Origin of the sequence: Thiothrix fructosivorans (genome assembly GCF_017349355.1) — a bacterium.
Classification (GTDB): Bacteria; Pseudomonadota; Gammaproteobacteria; order Thiotrichales; family Thiotrichaceae; genus Thiothrix; species Thiothrix fructosivorans.
Genome location: NZ_JAFMPM010000008.1, coordinates 379,872 through 398,400 on the forward strand (window position 1 = coordinate 379,872; position 18,529 = coordinate 398,400).

21 protein-coding genes are annotated in these 18,529 nt (G+C 50.8%); 4 read left to right on the forward strand and 17 right to left on the reverse strand.

The window, feature by feature from the left end; translation table 11 throughout:
- Positions 1–110: 110 nt before the first annotated feature.
- Positions 111–2,246 carry a glutamine synthetase III family protein gene (locus J1836_RS16040; RefSeq protein ID WP_372447692.1) on the reverse strand — a complete coding sequence of 712 codons (2,136 nt, stop codon included), beginning with the start codon at positions 2,244–2,246 and terminating at the stop codon, positions 111–113.
- Between J1836_RS16040 and J1836_RS22020 the strand changes: the two genes are divergently transcribed.
- Positions 2,208–2,306, forward strand: coding sequence for a hypothetical protein (locus J1836_RS22020; RefSeq protein ID WP_372447693.1), 99 nt, complete (start codon positions 2,208–2,210; stop codon positions 2,304–2,306). The two genes, J1836_RS16040 and J1836_RS22020, sit on opposite strands and share 39 nt — an antisense overlap.
- A gap of 178 nt (positions 2,307–2,484) precedes the next feature.
- Here J1836_RS22020 and J1836_RS16045 read toward each other — a convergent pair whose 3' ends face one another.
- Genes J1836_RS16045 through J1836_RS16065 form a run of 5 tightly spaced genes read right to left on the reverse strand, consistent with a single transcriptional unit; the run spans position 2,485 to position 6,088 of the window.
- Entirely contained in the window at positions 2,485–3,648 is a 1,164-nt protein-coding gene (locus tag J1836_RS16045) for a cation diffusion facilitator family transporter (RefSeq protein ID WP_207252140.1), read from the reverse strand.
- Positions 3,645–4,805: a homoserine kinase gene (locus J1836_RS21635; protein WP_307792586.1), complete on the reverse strand. Its 1,161-nt coding sequence runs from the start codon at positions 4,803–4,805 to the stop codon at positions 3,645–3,647. The genes J1836_RS16045 and J1836_RS21635 overlap by 4 nt, the downstream gene beginning before the upstream one ends.
- Before the next feature lie 10 nt (positions 4,806–4,815).
- The gene (locus tag J1836_RS16055) at positions 4,816–5,124 is read right to left on the reverse strand and encodes a hypothetical protein (protein WP_207252141.1); all 309 of its coding nucleotides are present in this window, start codon (positions 5,122–5,124) and stop codon (positions 4,816–4,818) included.
- Positions 5,125–5,126: 2 nt separating this feature from the next.
- Positions 5,127–5,852: an LOG family protein gene (locus J1836_RS16060; RefSeq protein WP_207252142.1), complete on the reverse strand. Its 726-nt coding sequence runs from the start codon at positions 5,850–5,852 to the stop codon at positions 5,127–5,129.
- Positions 5,852–6,088 carry a BolA family protein gene (locus tag J1836_RS16065; RefSeq protein ID WP_207252143.1) on the reverse strand — a complete coding sequence of 79 codons (237 nt, stop codon included), beginning with the start codon at positions 6,086–6,088 and terminating at the stop codon, positions 5,852–5,854. Before J1836_RS16065 ends, J1836_RS16060 begins: the two co-directional genes overlap by 1 nt.
- Before the next feature lie 110 nt (positions 6,089–6,198).
- Between J1836_RS16065 and J1836_RS16070 the strand changes: the two genes are divergently transcribed.
- A complete protein-coding gene (locus J1836_RS16070) occupies positions 6,199–6,690 on the forward strand; it encodes a Crp/Fnr family transcriptional regulator (RefSeq protein ID WP_207252144.1) in 492 nt (163 codons plus the stop codon).
- Positions 6,691–6,712: 22 nt separating this feature from the next.
- On the opposite strand, the gene J1836_RS16075 is transcribed toward J1836_RS16070, so the two are convergent.
- The gene (locus tag J1836_RS16075; protein ID WP_207252145.1) at positions 6,713–7,516 is read right to left on the reverse strand and encodes a trypsin-like serine peptidase; all 804 of its coding nucleotides are present in this window, start codon (positions 7,514–7,516) and stop codon (positions 6,713–6,715) included.
- A gap of 217 nt (positions 7,517–7,733) precedes the next feature.
- On the opposite strand from J1836_RS16075, the gene J1836_RS16080 reads away from it, so the two are divergent.
- Entirely contained in the window at positions 7,734–8,435 is a 702-nt protein-coding gene (locus J1836_RS16080) for a SctK family type III secretion system sorting platform protein (protein WP_207252146.1), read from the forward strand.
- The gene (gene sctL / locus J1836_RS16085; RefSeq protein WP_207252147.1) at positions 8,413–9,030 is read left to right on the forward strand and encodes a type III secretion system stator protein SctL; all 618 of its coding nucleotides are present in this window, start codon (positions 8,413–8,415) and stop codon (positions 9,028–9,030) included. Before J1836_RS16080 ends, sctL begins: the two co-directional genes overlap by 23 nt.
- Here sctL and sctO read toward each other — a convergent pair.
- The 10 genes from sctO to J1836_RS16135 all read right to left on the reverse strand — a co-directional run bounded on the left by sctO (position 8,984) and on the right by J1836_RS16135 (position 18,317).
- Entirely contained in the window at positions 8,984–9,406 is a 423-nt protein-coding gene (sctO, locus tag J1836_RS16090) for a type III secretion system stalk subunit SctO (protein ID WP_207252148.1), read from the reverse strand. The two genes, sctL and sctO, sit on opposite strands and share 47 nt — an antisense overlap.
- Positions 9,407–9,422: 16 nt before the next feature.
- Complete coding sequence (gene sctN, locus J1836_RS16095; RefSeq protein WP_207252149.1) at positions 9,423–10,757, reverse strand: type III secretion system ATPase SctN; 1,335 nt, start codon at positions 10,755–10,757, stop codon at positions 9,423–9,425.
- On the reverse strand, positions 10,754–12,799 hold the full coding sequence (sctV, locus tag J1836_RS16100) for a type III secretion system export apparatus subunit SctV (RefSeq protein ID WP_207252150.1): 2,046 nt from the start codon (positions 12,797–12,799) through the stop codon (positions 10,754–10,756). The genes sctN and sctV overlap by 4 nt, the downstream gene beginning before the upstream one ends.
- A gap of 28 nt (positions 12,800–12,827) precedes the next feature.
- On the reverse strand, positions 12,828–13,355 hold the full coding sequence (locus J1836_RS16105) for an NfeD family protein (RefSeq protein ID WP_207252151.1): 528 nt from the start codon (positions 13,353–13,355) through the stop codon (positions 12,828–12,830).
- Between the two features lie 5 nt (positions 13,356–13,360).
- Positions 13,361–14,419, reverse strand: coding sequence for an EscU/YscU/HrcU family type III secretion system export apparatus switch protein (locus J1836_RS16110; protein ID WP_207252152.1), 1,059 nt, complete (start codon positions 14,417–14,419; stop codon positions 13,361–13,363).
- Positions 14,416–15,198 carry a type III secretion system export apparatus subunit SctT gene (gene sctT, locus J1836_RS16115; protein WP_207252153.1) on the reverse strand — a complete coding sequence of 261 codons (783 nt, stop codon included), beginning with the start codon at positions 15,196–15,198 and terminating at the stop codon, positions 14,416–14,418. The genes J1836_RS16110 and sctT overlap by 4 nt, the downstream gene beginning before the upstream one ends.
- Positions 15,198–15,470: a type III secretion system export apparatus subunit SctS gene (gene sctS / locus J1836_RS16120; RefSeq protein WP_207252154.1), complete on the reverse strand. Its 273-nt coding sequence runs from the start codon at positions 15,468–15,470 to the stop codon at positions 15,198–15,200. Before sctS ends, sctT begins: the two co-directional genes overlap by 1 nt.
- A gap of 4 nt (positions 15,471–15,474) precedes the next feature.
- Positions 15,475–16,119, reverse strand: coding sequence for a type III secretion system export apparatus subunit SctR (gene sctR / locus J1836_RS16125; RefSeq protein WP_278189505.1), 645 nt, complete (start codon positions 16,117–16,119; stop codon positions 15,475–15,477).
- Positions 16,120–16,130: 11 nt separating this feature from the next.
- Positions 16,131–17,189 carry a type III secretion system cytoplasmic ring protein SctQ gene (gene sctQ / locus J1836_RS16130; protein WP_207252156.1) on the reverse strand — a complete coding sequence of 353 codons (1,059 nt, stop codon included), beginning with the start codon at positions 17,187–17,189 and terminating at the stop codon, positions 16,131–16,133.
- A 135-nt stretch (positions 17,190–17,324) separates the two neighbouring features.
- Positions 17,325–18,317, reverse strand: a complete 993-nt coding sequence (locus J1836_RS16135) for a TGL-type protein-glutamine gamma-glutamyltransferase (protein ID WP_207252157.1) — start codon at positions 18,315–18,317, stop codon at positions 17,325–17,327.
- Between the last annotated feature and the right edge of the window lie 212 nt (positions 18,318–18,529).

Sequence of the window (18,529 nt, forward strand, 5' to 3'; positions counted from 1 at the left end):
TTAAGGCTTTTTCAGATGATCAGTGATGTTACGCAGACTAAGGGGTGCTGTAAATAACAGGCAAAAAAAAGGGCGTGATAAATCACGCCCCTTTCAGCAGGTCTTAGACCTTATTTGATGAACAGCATTTCGCTGTATTTAGGCAGCGGCCACATCTCGTCAGCAATCAATGTTTCGAGCGTGTCAGCGTGAGCACGGACTTCGGTCATCAAGCCGCGCACGGTGTCAGCCAAGAAACGCATGTGGTCTTGCACGTTAGCAAAGTCGTGTTTCGCCCGCGCCGCACTCAGTTTGCCAACGGCTACCATCAGCGCATTAGCTTCGGTAGCAACGCTTTGGGCAACGCTGTTATCCAGCGTGATGCCCAGCTCTTGCAAGTTGCCCGATGTCGCGGACAGTTCTGACAGGTAAGTCACCGCCGCAGGGTAGATCATGGTGGTTGCCATATTGACCATCAGCTTGGCTTCGACGTCGATACTGTTGACGTATTGTTCAGCGTAAACTTCAAAGCGGCTGTGCAGTTCTGCTGGAGTCAATACGCCAGTGCGCTCGAACAAACCCGCTACTTCAGGGCTTAACAGCTCTGGCAGGGCATCTGCTGTGGTTGGCAGGTTTTTTAAACCGCGCTCGGCAACCGCTGCTTTGTGCCAGTCTGTGGAATAACCGTTGCCGCCAAAGACTGCGTTACCGTGTTGTTCCATCAGGACTTTCAGTACTGCCAAGGTGGCTGTAGCAACGTCTTTGCCTGCCTTGAGTTCAACTTCCAGTTTGTCAGCAATCCAGTTCAGGGAATCTGCCAACATGGTGTTCATGGCAACCAATGGACCGGATACTGACTGGGAAGAACCTACTGCACGGAATTCAAAACGGTTGCCAGTGAACGCAAACGGGGAAGTACGGTTACGGTCGCCGGGGTCACGCTCGAAGTGCAGGATTTGAGACAGACCCAAATCCATGTGACCGCCTTTGACGGTTTTGAGGATTTTGCCATCTTTGATGTCTTGGAATACTTTTTCGAGTTGGTCGCCCAAGTAAACGGACAAAATCGCTGGCGGGGCTTCGTTTGCACCCAAACGGTGGTCGTTAGACGCAGATGCGATAACCGCCCGCAGCAATGGGCCAAATTGGTGAACACCACGGATAACCGCGCCACAGAATGCCAAGAAGTGTAGGTTGTCTTCTGGGGTATGACCCGGATCAAGTAAGTTGCCTTGCGTGCTGTTACCGACTGACCAGTTGACGTGTTTACCTGAGCCATTCACGCCCGCGAACGGCTTTTCATGCAACATGCACAGGAAACCGTGGGCTTTCGCGGTGGTTTTCATCACGGTCATCAGCAGTTGCTGGTGATCAGCCGCGACGTTCGCTGCTTCAAAGTAAGGCGCGATTTCAAACTGACCCGGTGCAACTTCGTTGTGATGCGTTTTGGCAGGGATGCCGAGGCGGTAAAGCTTGTCTTCGATGTCTTGCATGTAAACTTGGACGCGCTCTGGGATTGCGCCGAAGTAATGGTCATCGAATTGTTGACCTTTCGCAGGTGCTGCACCAAACAGGCTGCGACCAGACAACAAGATGTCAGGGCGAGCTGTCGCGAAAGCTTCGTCGATCAGGAAGTATTCTTGTTCTGCACCACAGCTTGAGTTCAGAGTGGCAACGTCGGTTTCACCCATCAACTTCAACACGCGCTGGGCAGCGTTGTTCATGGCAGCGTTAGAGCGCAGCAAGGGGATTTTCTTGTCGAGTGCTTCGCCCGTCCAAGACAGGAATACGCACGGAATCATCAGCGTTGCGCCATTGGCGGTGTGCATGATGTACGCAGGGCTGGTTGGATCCCACGCAGTGTAACCACGCGCAGAGTTGGTGGCACGGATACTACCGTTCGGGAACGATGAGCCATCCGGTTCGCCTTTGATCAGCAGGCTGCCGCTGAAATCGGTGATGGCATTGCCTTCGGGGCTAGTGATAATGAAGCCGTCGTGCTTTTCAGCGGTGGCATTGGTCATAGGGTAGAAGATGTGTGAGAAGAATTTTGCGCCTTTGGACATCGCCCATTCTTTCATTGCCGCAGCCACCACGTCAGCCGTCGCAGGATCAAGCGTTGCGCCTGTCTGGAAGGTTTTCTTCATGGCTTTGAAGGCATTTTTGGAGAGGCATTCTTCCATGCGTGCCAGATTGAAAACGTCACAAGCCCAAATCTTGCTCAACGGATCGGTCTTGCCGAGATCCAGCGGAGAACGTTGGCTGATGGTTTGGATTGCTTGGGTACGCGCGAAATTACTGCTCATCTATTAACCTCGTCTGAATAACATTAAATCAGAAATGGTAAGGTTTGATGCAAGTTTTATGCCATTATCTAAGAAACCCCTCCCAGTCTCCCCTTCTCAGGGGAGGGGCGAAGAATTGCGGTATTTCTTGTCCCTCCCCTGAGAAGGGGAGGTTAGGAGGAGTTTCTTTGTCATCCCCAAAATAGTGCTTAAGATGTAGTTAATGCACTATTTTGGTGAAAAAGTGGATTTCTGCAATGATAGGGAGGCTGGCGCACGCTTGTTTGAAGGCATTGAGTGTCTCCGCCGCAGGCGTTTCTGTTAGCACGACTTCCAATTGGAGCTTGCCACCGTTGTAATGCAGGGTCATATCGTCAATGGTTGACCACAGTGCTGCTGTCTCAGGCAAAGCGTGCAGTTGTGCTAGCAGATCCGCCCGTAACGGCAGATTTTTGCAAGGGTGCGCAGTTTCATCGTCTTCGGGGTCGATGTGAATAATCACGTCGCTGATATTGGGGAATTGGCGGCGCAGGCGGTACATTACCGTTTCACCGATGTGATGCCCTTCGGAAACACTGATACGTCCGTCCACTTGCAAATGTACGTCTGCCAGCACGCGCCCACCCATGCGGCGAGTCCGTAACAGGTGAACATTTTCCACACCACTAATAGCGCAAATGAAGTCACGAATGTCTTGCACTTCTTGTGGATCTAAACCCGTGTCGACCAGCTCGCTCGTGCTTTCCAGAATCAGTTGGAATGCCATATAAAAAATCATCGCGGCAACGAGAATCGCGGCGACCGAGTCCAACCACGGGTAGCCGAGTTGTGCTCCGCCAATCGCTAATAGCACCAAAACGGACGAAATCGCATCAGAACGGTGATGCCATGCACTGGCTTTGAGCATCGGTGAACTGATGCGTTTCGCAACATGCACGGTGTAATGGTACAGCCCTTCCTTGCCGATAATCGCAAGGGCGGCAATCGCCATTGCCCATGGTTCAGGCGTGACTAAAGGGGTACTGCCGCTTAGGCGACCCCATGCTTGCAGAAAAATCACAGCAGCAACTGCGCCGAGCAATAAGCCGAGGATAACCGTTGCCAGCGTTTCGATACGCCCGTGCCCATACGGGTGGTTGGCATCGGCATCTTTGCCTGCATGGTGTGCTGCGATCAGAACCACAATGTCTCCGACCAGATCGGAGAGAGTGTGCATTGCATCCGCGACCAATGCTTGTGAATGCGTGAGAATTCCGCCGATGATTTGTGCAATGGTAAGGAAAATATTCACACCCATGCCCACGAAAGCGACGCGCTGGGTCACGGCTTTGCGGCTGTTATCGCCAGTCATTTCCGGCACAGGATGATGGTGAGGTCCGCTCATGTGCTTAGCCCTGTTTGTAACACAATGGTGTATTCACGTCCTGCGCTGCGTGTTTCCAGCACGGTATGCCCGTGGATACGCGCCCATGCGGGGATGTCGTGCAATGCGCCGGGGTCGGTGCAAAGTGCGGTCACGGTAACACCAGTGGGCAAGTGTTCGACGGCTTGCTGCACACGAATCACCGGCATCGGACAGAGTAGGCGACGTGCATCCACTGTGATAGCAGGGGGTGTGCTGTCAACGATGCGATGCAACAGTTTGTCGCGGAATTCGTTGGGGTCTTTTTGTAAAATCATGTCTCCCTCATACGGGTTGAGTTGGGCATCGAGGCGCGATAGCCAGAAACGCAATGCCGCCGCCCGTAGCAACGCTGACCAATAAGTGTGTTCCAGTGTATCCCACGGGCGCACGGCTTGGTAAGCGCTCAGGCAAGCGTGCGTGCGCGGCGTATCCAGCGAGCCGTCTGCGTTGCAGCACCAATCGTTCACCACAATGGCGAGATCGTACAAACAACTGTCGGTGCAAGCAAAGTACACATCCAAAATGCCACTGACCTGCCCACGATGAAACAGCACATTGTCACGGAATAAGTCGGCGTGGATCGTGCTAGTGGGCAGTTGGGTAAACGGGATGGTTTGCTGGAAAGCGATTTCTGCTTGCAACAAAGCAGCGTTGTTCGCGTCCAAACGTGGTAATAAGTTTGCCGCCGTGTGCATCCGCCATTCATGCCCGCGATCAGGGGGGCGTTGCTGAGGGAAATCACGCGCGGCAAGATGCAGTTGCGCCAAGATTGCCCCCATCGCTGCGCATTGTTCTGGCATGGGGTGCTCAAGGTGTTCACCGTCTAAACGCAGCATTAAGGCAGCGGGCTTGCCATTCAGCTCACTCAGCCATTGTCCGGTTTGCGTGGCAATTGGGCGAGCCACGGGAAGCCCTGCTTCTGCCCAGTGTTGCAGCAATGCGAGAAAATACGTTAATTCAGCAGGGGTGTGATGTTCAAACAGGGTGAGGACGTAAGCGCCGCCAGTGGTGGTGACAAAGAAATTACTGTTTTGCAGACCGGCACTGATACCTGCGTACTCCGTCAGTGTACCGACTGGGTATTCAAGCAAAAAGGTTTTCAGTTCGGTGGCACTGACGGGGGTATACACTGACATGTCGGGTTATTTACCAAGAAAACACATTCCAGCTCGGAATCATCATGTTTTGGTTTTGATGAGCGTTTTGGCTTTTGCCTTGGGACGTAGCAGAGTCGACCAAGTTATAGCCTTCGGTACTACCCGCAGGCACGTAGCGGATTTCGCTGCGCATCGCGGTAACGCGTTCTTCTTCCATCGCGCCGTAGCTGTCTTCGACGCGAATGCTTTCCACTTTGACTTTACTGGCGACAGGTGTATCGCTGATGGTTTCGTCAGCGTGAACGCTGCTGCTCAGGAAAGCGATTAGCCCTAAGGTTGGTAGTAGGTATTTTGTCATTGTTATAACTCCATGAATTTGGCGCGTTCTTCTGCGGATGGCCCCGATATTGCGCGTTCGTAATATTTGAAAATGTGATCGACAATGGCATCAGCATCATCCAATAGGACAAATAAATCCAAGTCTTGGGGCGCAATTGTACCTTGTTTTACCAGTGTTTGCCTGAACCATCCGACCAAGCCTTCCCAGAACGGCGTGTGTACCAAAATGATCGGAATGTTACGGGTTTTGCCGGTTTGCACGAGGGTGAGAATTTCCGCCAGTTCATCCAGCGTGCCAAAGCCACCCGGCATAACCACGTAAGCCGATGCGTGTTTCACAAACATGACTTTGCGTGAGAAAAAATGCCGGAAATACAGTGAAATGTCTTGGTATTCGTTGGAATGTTGTTCGTGTGGCAGTTGAATATTTAGACCAATGCTCGGCGATTTGCCTTGTTTTGCGCCTTTATTGGCGGCTTCCATCAAACCAGGGCCACCACCACTGACCACAGCAAAACCCGCATCGGAGAGTTTGTGCGCAATGGTTTCGGTCAGTTGGTAGAGCGGGTCATCTTTGGGGGTGCGTGCTGAACCAAAAATACTCACTGAGGGGCTTAAGTGTGCCAGACGCTCAAAACCGTCCACGAATTCACCCATGATTTGAAAGATTTTCCAGCTTTCACGCGCCAATTCTTTGTCACTAATGGGTTGCAACACCGGATGGTGAACGCGGGTTTGCGCATCCATTAGGCAACTTCCGCCGGGGTTTTGGCACGAATGGTCAGGGCATGAAGCTGACCAGCGGTAATGGCGGCATTGACTGCGGCGTAAACCAATTGGTGGCGTTTCAGGGTGCTTAGCCCCGCAAAGGCTTCACTGATGACATCGGTTTCGTATTTGTAGCCATCACCGGTGACGGTGACTTGGGCATCGGGCAAGTGATCTTGAATCATTTGGGTGACGGCTGCGTTGCTGATACTCATGGGGGACTCCGCTGTACATTAAAACGCGGCATTATACTCTGTGCTTGCCGACAACGCTTATTTCAGCGCGTATAATGGCGTTAATTTAATAAATCAATAGGGTAGATGGTATGGATAATGGAAATTCACAGGTATTACAACAAGTTAAAGATACCTGCCAAGAGTTTTGCGCCGCACTGACGGACAATGAAATTGCAAAATTTGTCGCCTTCACGCGTATCCGTGAATTGGGTTCACAGGAAATTGTGGCGGATATTGGCGAAATCAGTGATCGCTTTTATTTGGTGATTGGTGGTGCGGTGAAGTTACTGCATGTTGATGGCGAACGCGAATTTGAAGTAGGGAACGTTGATCCGGGCGGCTTGGTGGGTGAAATGTCCTTTTTTGACCGTCAGCCCCGCACGGTGCGGTTACGAGCGCGGCGTAGCGGGGTACGTTTATTGGAAATCAACCGTCAAATGTATAACCGTTTGCGTATTGCTGAGCCATACATTGCGACTAATCTGCTCGAATTTGTGGTACGCAGCTTGGATTACCTTGTCCGTCACCTGAGCGATGAAAATGCCAAGCTGCACAAGCAGGTGACGGGTTTGAAGTATTAAGCAATACAGCGCTATTTCAGGCTCACGGCAGCTTATTGACGGCTTCAATGTCCGCCGTCATCTGTTGGGTGAGGTGGACACCCCCGTTGAGTGTTCCCGCCCCGTTGGCATCACTAAAGCCGGTGGTATGCACACCAATCACCAGCGGCGGTTTGCCATTGCCCGCATCTAACCAGATGGGTGAGCCGCTCATGCCACCATTCGTGTCATTGTTATAGGTGAGAAAGTGGGTGTTGTAATCCAAGAGTTTACCTTGGCCTGCCCATTGGAATTCTGCTTTGTTTTTATCGGCGGGATAACCACTGATGGTTAGAGTGACGTTCCTGAAATCAATGCTATCTGGCAAATACGCGTAGCTTAACGGTTGTAGATCTTTGCGGGTACAGTCGAGTTTGATAATGCCAATGTCGAAAGCGCTGTCGTTGTTTGTTAACCATTCGGGGTACAAATAGGTTTTCTTGACCGTACATACGCCATTGACTGGGGTCAGCCGATTGCCGCCATAGCCGGGGTAGACCGCGTTGATGTTCAAGGTTTGCCCGGTCGTTTTGTCAAAGATACAGTGCCCCGCCGTGACTAATGTATTAGTACTGCTGAACCAACCTGAACACGCGCCCGCATCATTTTGATAGGTAATTCTGGCTACCGCTGTGTACGGGTAGCTATTCGCATCAACCGCATAGCGGCTATCAAAACCAATAACGCTTTCATAAGCATTATCCGTGAGCGTGTCGGGTTGGGCGTGCGCCTGCATTGCTAACGTGAGTGCTACAAGGCTGGCAAACAGAGCGAGATGGGGCGTGTTGTGACGGTAATGAGCTGGCATGGGGGTAGGTGTCCTCGCAGTTATGGCGGATATAATTTATTCATTGCTTTAATAAAACAACGTGTGATCTAAAAACAATCAAATATTTTGCAGATCAATAGACGGTTCTAATGTGCACTATATCGACATAATTTTCGGGTTGGTCTGAAATGGCTGATGTTTCGCTGGGTTACCGTGAATAATAGTCACAGGTTTACAGTAGGCGAATGAGTGTCAGATGCACAACCCCAGTTCCAATCATTTCGATATTAATAATGCGTTGTCGCAGGCGGTATGGCGGTTTAATTTCCGCCCAGATTCTTACCTGCATCCCAGTTGGTTAGCCACCATGCCGGATGGTCAAGTGATGCAAGCCTTGTTTGGACAAGTCCGTGGCGAAAGCCGCTTAGTGCAACACATGATGCAGCGGTTGGGTTTACATGACAGCGTATTTTTTGATTTCAGCAAGCCGATGTCACGGCTGGCACTGTGGCGCGGGCAGGAACTGGAGCAACTGATTCTCTACGTCGGTGCCGTGTTCCACTTTCAGGCATTACGGCGCATGGTGATCCGTGAAGAATTACTCAAAACCCAGCAAGTGTTGGGTGAGGATTTATACCGTTTCGTGCAACAGCGTGCGCCGTTGCTGACGCACAATGTGACGGCGGATATTACGTTTCCTGAAAACCTTGGTTTGCGTAAGCGCTTTGCTTTGGCGGGTATGTTGTGTTTGCGTGCGGCGTTTGCCGAATATCCCCCTGCTTTCTGGAAGCGCTTGGTCTACAAGCTGGAACGTGAGTTTTTCGTATTGTGGAAACGCTTCGCTAAAAGTGGGCAGGAAATGGATACCCAAGCGGCAGAATGCGCTGTGTTAGTACAAAAAGTAGCAATAGAAATTAAAATGGGGGTGAGTCGCGATGGCAAAATTCTTTTCAATTAAACCCGTGGATGCGCAATTGCGTGCGGGTCAAAAAGTGCTGAAAGCCGAGGATTACGAGCAATTGGTCGCTTATGACCACATGGCAACGGAGCTTCAGAACCGTCACCGCCAACGGGAAGAAATTGTCTCGGTGGCGTTAGGGCGTTCCATCAAACGTGGCTTGGAACAAGGGCGTGAACGAGCTAATCAAGAAGCGGCTGAAATGATGACGTTGTTTACGGGGCGCGTCAACGATACCTTGATGGTGTTAGAGGGCGAGTTGGTGGAATTGGTGATAACTGCCGTGCGTAAAGTGATCTACAGTTTTGATCAAGAAGAGCGGGTGCGCAATGCGGTTCAGGCAGGGTTGGAGTTGGTGCGTGGCAGTCACAAGCTGATGGTACGCGTACACCCCAATATGCAGGCGGCGATTGCTGCGCAATTGGATGCCATTCCGCACCGTTTCACCAGTCTGGAAGTGGTCGGTGATGATCAGGTGTTTGCGGATGGCTGCATTCTGGAATCCGATTTGGGGATCGTTAACGCAGGGTTGGATCAACAGCTTCAGGTTATTGAACAGGCTCTTCGCGGGACTTTTGTGCGTCCTGGACTTTAATGATTTCCTTGAGCTTTTCCAGTTTCAAATTGGCATCACTGGAGTTTTTTTGGGCTGCGTGAACTTGTGCTTCAGCAGCCTGCAAGCCTTTGTGCGCTTCCAGTAGTTCTGCCCGCAAGCGTTCTTCTTCCAGCCGTAATTCTTCTAGGTTTTTCTGGTAATCGAAGAGCATTTGCGGTGCAAACGGTTGATTTTTCAGGCTCGCAAACAGTGCTTCCTGATGTTCCAGCCGCCATTGACCAAACGCTAGCAGTTGTTGTTCCTTTTGCTGAATACCGCGTTGCTGTTCCTGAAATAGGCGGCGTTGTTCTTGTAATTCCACAAAACGTTGTTCCATGCGGCGGGTGCGGATGGTTTTTAATTGATCCAGACTCATGGTGTTAATCTCATTTCTATCCTGCCAGTTGCGTCAACCAGTGAATGGTGTCGTTGAAACTGGAATATTCGTGGGAAGGTTGTTTCAGAAAGCGCTGAATTTCATCCATTTTACGAATGGATTCGTCCGCTAACGGGTCAGAGCCGTGTTTGTATTCACCCACCCGCAGCAAAAATTCGATTTCTTTGTATTTGGCTAGTAGGCTACGCAGGTGTGCGGCGGCAGCGCGGTGTTGCGGGCTAACCAATTGCGGCATGATTCGGCTTAAACTGGCGAGTACGTCGATGGCGGGGTAGTGATTGGCGGAAGCTAAATCCCGCGACAGCATAATGTGCCCATCCAACAAGGAGCGCACTTCGTCCGCAATTGGGTCACTCATGTCATCGCCTTCCACCAGCACGGTGTAAAATGCGGTGATAGAGCCTTTATCAGAATTACCGGCGCGTTCTACCAGTTTCGGCAATTCTGAAAAAACCGAGGGCGGGAAGCCGCGTCGTGCCGGAGCTTCGCCAGCCGCCAGCCCGATTTCACGTTGCGCACGGGCAAAACGTGTCAATGAATCCATCAGCAGTAGCACACGATTGCCTTTGTCGCGGAAGTATTCGGCAACAGCGGTGGCGACATAAGCGGCTTTAAGACGTTCAATGGCGGGGCGGTCGGAAGTGGCAACGATCAGCACGGTTTTTTGCATTCCCGCTTCACCGAGGGCTTCTTCCATGAATTCCCGCACTTCGCGTCCACGCTCACCAATCAGCGCCACCACGTAGACATCGACTTCAGCGTGTTGCACCAACATGCTAAGCAGGGAACTTTTGCCGACACCTGCACCGGCAAACACGCCGATACGTTGCCCGATACCGCACGTAATGAGCGCATCCATTGAGCGAATCCCCAGCGACAAGGGGGTGCTAACGCGGTCGCGTGACAGCGGGTCGGGGGGCGTTGCGTAGATGGGGTAGTATTCAGTGAAAATGGGCATGGCGCGGTGTGGGTTTTCCTGTACGCGCCCGATGCCATCCAATACGCAGCCGCGCAGGTGCTCGCCTACGCCGACTTCCAGCATTTTGCCCGTGGTAATCACTTGGGTGTGCGCGGAGACACCCTGCATATCGCCAATGGGAGCGAGCAGGGCGATGTTTTGCTCAAAACCGATGACTTCGGCGGGAATTTCGCGGTCGTCGCCCGTATTTTTCAGCATACACAATTCGCCGAGTTTCACGCGCGGCACAATGGCACGCACGACTGTGCCCGTGACTTGTACAATACGCCCATGCAAAACCAGCGTAGAACACGCCTCTAAACTATTACGCATCCGGTTGGTGATGTGGCTTAAGGGGGTACGCGGTCTCATGTCAGGCGAATCTCCCCAATGGGGCTAAGGGATACACTGGAGGTTAGTTCTTGCACTGAAATCACGGGTAGATCGGGGTAGCTGTTTTCCAGATGCCGCCGGATGTGGCGACGTAATTCCAAATTGGTGAGAATCACGGGACGTACTTTGTTTTTGCTGTGCTCATTTTCTAATTCGCGCAAGGTATTGGCAAAGCGTTCGGTTGCGTCCGGCGCTAGCGCGAAGAACACGCCATTCGGCGTTTGGCGCAGGCTGTTTTGCAGCAGTTTTTCGGTTTCCGGTGCAAACATATACACAGGGAGTATGCCCGTGCCGTTGGTGGCGGTGTAAGAAAGCTGGCGTTTTAGGCTGATACGCACCCGTTCGGCTAACATGCTAGTGTCTTTTTCGGATTCGCCAAATTCTACCAATGTGCCCAAGATTTGGCGTAAATCGCGAATCGACACGCCTTCATTGAGTAAGCGCCGGAAGACATCTACGGTTTTTGGGGTGGTCACGGCACGTTGCACTTCGCGCACCAGTTCGGCGTAGCTGGATTGTTCCAACTTACTGTAAAGGGTGTGAATTTCTTGAATACCGATGAATTCGGCGGCATGTTTGCGCAGAATATAAGCCAGATGCAGGCTGATGGCTTGGATGTTATCGGTAGCAGGGCGTGTGCCGCCCGTGACCATTTCATTGCCCGCCTTATCAACGGGCAGTTTGAGGGCTTCTGCTCCGACGCTGATGGGGGAGGCTGCTTGCAAATGCCCTTGTGCAACCGGTACGCCTCGGATGGACACTTGGTAGTTGTCGTTACTGAGTTGCGCCGATAGTTTCAGGCTAATGCCGGGTAACGGCACGCCCATGTCTTGGTAAAATTCCTTACGGATACGCATAAAGTCTAGGTTTAATGCATCCAGCGAGAACAGGGTTTTGGCTTGCATCGGCAATTCCACCAAAGCGGGGGAGAGCGGCTGCATGTCCTCCAAGGCGGCTTTGATGTCGCCACCCCCGCTGCCCAATTGTGCTGCGTCATGTTGCCCGATGACTGTGGTGATTTCTGCGTCGGAAAATTCCATTTGGTTTTGCACTTTGCGCAATGCCATGCCAGTGATGCCCAGCATGACCCCCAGAAACAAGAACACCATCGTGGGGAAGCCCGGAATGAGTCCCATCCCGGTGACAATGGCGGCTGCGCCCAATAATGCGCTGGGTTGCGCTAACATTTGCCCGCCGATGTCACTACCTAAGTTGGCTTCTTCTTCGCCACGCACGCGGGTCACGATAATACCGGCGGTGATGGAGATGAACAGTGCAGGTATTTGTGATACCAAGCCGTCACCGATGGTGAGGATGGAATACAGTTGCACGGCATCGCCCATCGTCATGCCGCGCTGCATCGTACCTATTGCCATACCGCCGATGATATTGACCATAATAATGATCAAGCCTGCAATCGCATCGCCTTTAACAAATTTCATCGCGCCATCGAGTGCGCCGTAGAGTTGGCTTTCTTTTTCCAGATTGGAACGCCGATGCCGTGCATCTGCCAATGTGATTAAGCCCGCCCGCATGTCGCTGTCGATACTCATTTGTTTACCGGGCATGGCATCTAATGAGAAGCGTGCGCTGACTTCCGCAATTCGTTCCGAACCCTTGGTGATGACGATGAATTGCACAATCGTAATGATCAAAAATACGACCAAGCCGACGACTAAGTTGCCGCCGACTACGAATTCGCCGAAGGTTTGCACGATATGTCCCGCGTCACCTTCCAGCAAAATCAAGCGCGTGGTCGCAATGCCGAGGGATAAGCGAAACAGGGTGGTGAGCAGTAAGATGGATGGAAAAGATGAAATGGCCAAGGGATGTGAGATGTAAATTCCCAACATCATCAATAAGATAGCAATGCTCATATTGAGGGCAATCAGCATATCCATGACCAGTGTGGGCATGGGTAAAATCATCATAGCAATGATGGCAACTAACAATAATGCCAGCGCGACATCGCTGCGCCGTGTCAGCGACTGTAAGAGGTTTTGTGATTGGCTGGACTGCATGAACGTTGCTCCTGATCCTTATATGGGCTTATGTCGCTTGGCTTAGGGGCGTTATGTGTAAAGTCCGGTCATTGATGGCAACGACTTTGGCTTGCGTACCGGCAGGGCAATCGCTTCCCGCTAATTGCCACTCCAAATTATCTAAGCGAATTGTGCCGACACCATCCACTATCGGTTGTTCTAACGTAATGACTTGCCCGATAAGCTGTTTGCCGGGATATTCGGTAAAGACGCGTTTGATCGCCTTAAGCAGATCCGCAAGCAACGGTGCGAACAATACGCCGACAATCACCAGCAGAAATTGCCAGCGCCACACCCCATCGGGATTGAGCAGCATCAATAGACCCGTCAGACCTGTGCCGATGCCTAACCATGTTTCCCAGCCGGACTTAAAGCGTTGTTGGTATTGTTTGACCAACCCACTTTTGGTTTTGAGATTTTGCGTGGTGCGGAAGACGGCGTAATGGGTCTGCGCTCGTACATTGGTGCGCCTGAATTCTGCCCACCCGTGTTTGATGCGCTGCATCAGTGTCATTGCTTGTTTTTCTTGTTCCATGTGCTTCACTGTTTGACTTGACCCTGCGTTTGACGCAGCAGGGTGGCAACTTTATTGATGGTTTTTTCGGGTATGTATTGGTCTATTTTGCCTTCACTGAGTAAGTCATCAACCAGTATGGGGTCACTTACTACGGGGACAGTTTCCACGGTGGCAATATCCACCATTTTTCGTGCCATATTGCCCTTGCCAATTGCCACGATGATCGGGAGTGGGGTAACACCTGCTTCGTATTGCAACGCAATCGCTATACCCATGTCGAGGATAAGCAGCCGAGCGGTGCGGATACGCTTCTGGATGTCTTGTTCCGACATCTCACGGCGGATACCTTGGCGTGCGGCACGGACGTGGGGATCGCCGAAAATATCCTTCATTTCATTTTTGACCTCTTCCTTGGTCATGCGCTGATCTTTGGTGAATTGCTGGCGTTGGAATAAAAAGTCCATCACCGCCATTACGATTAAGATGGGTACAATAAAGAGCATGAGTTGCTTGGTGAGGTGCTCAATCACGGTTTTTTGGCAGACAACATCGCATTGTTGAATCGGATGCAGCAGTTCACGGATGCCGATGCGTATCACGATTAATAAAACAGCCGCCACGATCAATGTTTTGAGTAATGCCAGTAGGGTGGTGACGAATTGTTTGGCGGAAAAAATCCGTTTAAACCCACTGGAAAGGCTGATTTTTTCGGGGCGTGGAATGATGGGATCAAACGAAAAAATAAACCCGAATTGGACAATATTACCCAAAATACCTGCAATCACCGTGAGCATGGCGAAAGGGATGGCGATACCGTATAGAGCACCTTCCAGCATGGTTTTGAAACCGACTTCAATGGCTTGCGGGAATGGCATGGTGTATAGCTTGGGCACAATATCGAACATTTCCATGAATTGGGCGACAATCCAATCCCAAGCCAGAAAGAAATATAAAAGGGTAAATAGCAGGGTGAGCGCAGCAGCAAAGTCGTTACTGCGGGCAATTTGACCTTTTTCGCGGGCTTTTTTAAGTTTCCGCGCACTGGGTTCTTCAGTTTTTTCTTGGCTGCTATCCCCACTCATCGCAGTAGTGCATCCAATAATGGTAGGTTATTGCCCATCCTGAAAAAACCATCTTTCAGGTATTCTGCCAAGAACCCCACATAGAGGGTGAGCATAAAAAACACGATCCCACTTTTTACAGGCATGGCTGCCAGAAATACGTTTAACTGGGGCAGAAAACGCCCAACCATGCCGAGTCCGAAGTCCACCAAAAACATTACACCAATAAAGGGACCGGCGATGAGTAAGGCGGTGTACAACAAGAGATCCAGTTGGTGCAGAAAAAACGTGGTGACTTCTAACGTAATGTGCGGGTAGAACTGGTCAATTGGCCACGTTTGGTAACTGACGTACAAGGTTTGCAGCAACATCATGAAGCCACCCGACACGAGCAACAATGTTGTCAAAAATAAGCTAAATAACCCGCCTAACGGGGATACCATGCTGGCAGTAATCGGGGAAAAGGTCAGGGCGCTCATTACGCCGCGCTGCATGTCAATCAAAAAACCCGCTGCTTTCACTGCCCAAAACGGTACGCTGAGCACATAGCCTAAGAACAAACCCAGAAGCCCTTCTTTGACCAAAATGCCCAGCATTCCCATGACATTCAGCTCAATATTGAGGAATTGTTCATGCGTCAATGGCAAAATGAACAAGGTCATGATCATGACAATGCCGTTACGCAGCGTGCGCGGCACAATCGGGTCGGTCAGAATGGGGAGTACTGCAAACGCCACCAAGACACGCGGAGAAGTCAGCGCCCAAGCTAATAACCACGAATGGAGGGCATCGGTTTCCATTAACGGTGGCGTATCAACGCAATCTGATCGAAAGCGTTTTCGGTAAAGCTGAGGAGTTCCGGGCCTAACCAACGTACTGTGACCGCTAGCGCCACCATGGTGACGACCAGTTTGAAACCGTGCGGTAAGGTTTGTTCCTGAATCGAGGTGAGGGCTTGCAATAAACCGATCAATAGCCCCACCACTGTGGCAGCAATAATGGCAGGCAGCGATAAATACAAAATGAGTTGCATCGCGAGAGACGTATTGTGGATGATGTCGGTTTCATTCATAGCGTCAGTAACTCAAGATCAAGCCGTGGATTAAGCGCGACCAGCCATCCACCAGCACAAACAGCAACAGCTTGAAGGGCAGAGAAATAGTCATGGGGGAAAGCATCATCATACCCATTGACATCAATAGGTTAGAAATTACCAAGTCAATAACGACGAAGGGCAAAAAGATCAGGAAACCAACCTGAAATGCCGTCGTGAGTTCACTGACCATAAACGAGGGAATCAGCACCAGTAAGTGATCGTTGGTGATTTCTTGGGAATATTTTTCAGGCCAGAGCTTTTTGGTGGTTTGGGTGAAAAATTCGCGCTCGCTATCACTGGAATGCTTGCTCAAGAACTGTTTGAGCGGATCGGTACTGCCTTCTAACGCCTCCATCAGTAAGGGATTGCGAATATCCTCGATGGAAACCCCGTGGGTATTGAATTGTTCATAGGTTTGCATGGCAACCGGCGCCATGATGTAAATGGATAAAATAATCGCGATACCACTGATCGCAAGGTTGGGCGGTTCTTGCTGCAAGCCCAAGGCGCTGCGGATAATGTGCATCACAATCACGAGTTTGACAAATGAACTCACCATGATGGCAATGAACGGCGCTAACCCCAGAATCGTGAGGACAGCCAGCAGTATAATGGGATTAGGCATCGACTCCATGGTTAACTGCCTTTTGCTTTTTTATTGAATAAGTTAAGGATGCGCACACCCACGCGCCCATTGATTTCCACCAGTTCACCTGTACCGATCAGGCGCTGTTGGGAGCGTATTTGAATGATTTCTGGCAGCGATTTGCCCAGTTCGAGCACATAGCCGGGTCGTAATTGGCGCACTTCATTGAACGATAAGGTTTTTTCCCCTACATCAAATGAGAGTTGTACGGGGATTTGGCTAATATGGTCTATGTTTTGTTTTTGTTCATTATCGGTCATGGTCATCCACTCAGTGTTAATGGTGAGAGTTGTGGGCTGGGTTGGATTTAGGCTGGCTTCGCAGTAATAGCCGGAATTTAGGCGTAATTTGAGTAAGCCTTCTGTTTCAAAGCGGGTATCGTCTAGCAGGATCAAATCCGCAGGGTTTAATTGGTTGATTTCCTGCATGGTGAAAACGACGCGGCTGATTTCCAGCCAGAGTGGGGTGTGGTGTTCTTCCCAATCCGGGTTATTGTCCGACGGCCAATGGCGTAGGCGTTCTTGGATATGCAGGTAAAGATGCGGGTCTAGCATGAGCAAGGCGGTGATGGTCTGCTGGATACTTTCGTCTTCCCGATTGACGATCTGCAAATCAAAACCAAACGGCATATTATACACCGGACTGTGTGTTTCCGCCGCCGTCGCTTGCACGGTTACTTTTAGACCCAACGCCAGTTCGGCTTGCTGTAATAAGGGGGCGAGCGCACTTTCAATGATGCTGATCGCTAGGTTTTCTGGCAATTGCGCCAATAGACCATCCGGTACAAAGTGACGAATGTGCTCCGGCATTGGCCATTCTGAGAGCCATAATCCTGCCGTCGTATTGCCTAATTCTAACGTTAAGCTGATCGGGCAGTTTACCTGCATACTGCTATCGGTTGGCCGCATACGGAAGCGCACGAAGTGCTGTTCCCCTGCTGCGAAACTGAAGATGTCGGTTTTATTTAATAGAAGATTGTTCAGACGTACATTAATGGCTGCCTGAATGGGAAATTTGATCGGGGTAGACTCAATCTGCCGGTTTTCCATTATGGTTATTATCCTGATTGCTGCTTATTGCAACGGCAAGGCGTTATTTATGGCTGAAAACGTGCAATAGTGAACGCAAGTCTGCAAGCTCGGCAGAGAGAGTTCAACTCCCTTTGGGCTGTACGGTGTCAATCTTCAGACTGAACGGTGTGTGTCCCAGCTTTGCAGGCGATCAAGATTCGGGTTGGCATTGACTGCACCCAAGTAATAGCCTTGGAAGGTGTCTTGCGGCAGCCAGTTGTTTTCACCAAAATTGACATTGACGTCGCCAATATTGGTGCTCCAAAAGTGGTATGAGCCATCATCATTCCGCCCAAGGTAAATGGCATTCCAGCCTTGTGACGCGGAGGTATTGTCACCCGGTAAGTCGAAGTAATAGGCAGAACCGGGTTTTAAAGCATCTCCTTTAGTGGGATCAAACAAGGCGGTTTCACCTTTGAGATTGCTGACCCCATTGACGGCAAATTCACCGCTTTGTGTGGTTGTGCGTACTGTGGTGCTGAAGCCGCCATCAAAACCGGAGCTATCATCTTTGTCATACCACGATGACACTTGCAAACGTCCCGCGTGGCTATCGAAATCATCTATGCCGATGGTCTCGAGCGTGGCTTTTAAATTGAGCAAGCGCATGGGGCTGGCACAGTCAAACGCGTAATCTTGACGGTTATTGAAGACATCGTTGATGGCATCGGAGGGTTTGACGGGTTGACCGGCATTATCGGTTTCACGCATCAGCAAATAGCGGTTAGCGCCGCGTTGCACGACTTCCCAAAGATTATTGCGTTCCAAAACGGTTTCCGTAGCGGCTTGACCGTTAATGCTGGTGTAGCTGCGGGTTTTCGGTTGGGTGAGTTCGCCATTATTAATGTGCACCAAGTCTTCACTGAATGCCCAGCCTGCGCCCAAGTTGTTCGCCGTTTTTACCATGTTTTCACGGAAACGCAGGTCATAATCGTTAGGGGTAGCGGGTTGGATCAGTTGCTGCATTATTTTTTGGAGCAGGCTGGTCATACTGGGTTGCGCGGCAAATCCCGGCAAGCTCAAGGACTCTGTGCTGCTTGTTTTTGTCTGCGGTTGTGCTTGTGTTTGCGCACTGAGTTGTGCAGGTGAAACGGCAATAGTGGGCATCCTGAATCCTCCTGATGCACGACATGACAATACGTAGTAAATAATGTAAGCCTTTATCGACTAAAGCGCTGGGATGCGCTGGGATGAAAGGGGGCGTTTTGCAGATAATCCGTCCAGAGATTGACGGTGCTTTTCCATTGGGTAGGGTTTCTTCTACGTTTGTCCTTCAAATGATGAATGTCTTGGTGCATAAGCATAAATTAAGGTGGTTT

What these genes read in the sequence shown, in the direction of transcription:
- J1836_RS16045 (WP_207252140.1), bottom strand. Translation starts at nt 3,648, where the DNA reads ATGAGCGGACCTCACCATCATCCTGTGCCGGAAATGACTGGCGATAAC.
- J1836_RS21635 (WP_307792586.1), bottom strand. Translation starts at nt 4,805, where the DNA reads ATGTCAGTGTATACCCCCGTCAGTGCCACCGAACTGAAAACCTTTTTG.
- J1836_RS16055 (WP_207252141.1), bottom strand. Translation starts at nt 5,124, where the DNA reads ATGACAAAATACCTACTACCAACCTTAGGGCTAATCGCTTTCCTGAGC.
- J1836_RS16060 (WP_207252142.1), bottom strand. Translation starts at nt 5,852, where the DNA reads ATGGATGCGCAAACCCGCGTTCACCATCCGGTGTTGCAACCCATTAGT.
- J1836_RS16065 (WP_207252143.1), bottom strand. Translation starts at nt 6,088, where the DNA reads ATGAGTATCAGCAACGCAGCCGTCACCCAAATGATTCAAGATCACTTG.
- J1836_RS16070 (WP_207252144.1), top strand. Translation starts at nt 6,199, where the DNA reads ATGGATAATGGAAATTCACAGGTATTACAACAAGTTAAAGATACCTGC.
- J1836_RS16075 (WP_207252145.1), bottom strand. Translation starts at nt 7,516, where the DNA reads ATGCCAGCTCATTACCGTCACAACACGCCCCATCTCGCTCTGTTTGCC.
- J1836_RS16080 (WP_207252146.1), top strand. Translation starts at nt 7,734, where the DNA reads ATGCACAACCCCAGTTCCAATCATTTCGATATTAATAATGCGTTGTCG.
- sctL (WP_207252147.1), top strand. Translation starts at nt 8,413, where the DNA reads ATGGCAAAATTCTTTTCAATTAAACCCGTGGATGCGCAATTGCGTGCG.
- sctO (WP_207252148.1), bottom strand. Translation starts at nt 9,406, where the DNA reads ATGAGTCTGGATCAATTAAAAACCATCCGCACCCGCCGCATGGAACAA.
- sctN (WP_207252149.1), bottom strand. Translation starts at nt 10,757, where the DNA reads ATGAGACCGCGTACCCCCTTAAGCCACATCACCAACCGGATGCGTAAT.
- sctV (WP_207252150.1), bottom strand. Translation starts at nt 12,799, where the DNA reads ATGCAGTCCAGCCAATCACAAAACCTCTTACAGTCGCTGACACGGCGC.
- J1836_RS16105 (WP_207252151.1), bottom strand. Translation starts at nt 13,355, where the DNA reads ATGGAACAAGAAAAACAAGCAATGACACTGATGCAGCGCATCAAACAC.
- J1836_RS16110 (WP_207252152.1), bottom strand. Translation starts at nt 14,419, where the DNA reads ATGAGTGGGGATAGCAGCCAAGAAAAAACTGAAGAACCCAGTGCGCGG.
- sctT (WP_207252153.1), bottom strand. Translation starts at nt 15,198, where the DNA reads ATGGAAACCGATGCCCTCCATTCGTGGTTATTAGCTTGGGCGCTGACT.
- sctS (WP_207252154.1), bottom strand. Translation starts at nt 15,470, where the DNA reads ATGAATGAAACCGACATCATCCACAATACGTCTCTCGCGATGCAACTC.
- sctR (WP_278189505.1), bottom strand. Translation starts at nt 16,119, where the DNA reads ATGCCTAATCCCATTATACTGCTGGCTGTCCTCACGATTCTGGGGTTA.
- sctQ (WP_207252156.1), bottom strand. Translation starts at nt 17,189, where the DNA reads ATGGAAAACCGGCAGATTGAGTCTACCCCGATCAAATTTCCCATTCAG.
- J1836_RS16135 (WP_207252157.1), bottom strand. Translation starts at nt 18,317, where the DNA reads ATGCCCACTATTGCCGTTTCACCTGCACAACTCAGTGCGCAAACACAA.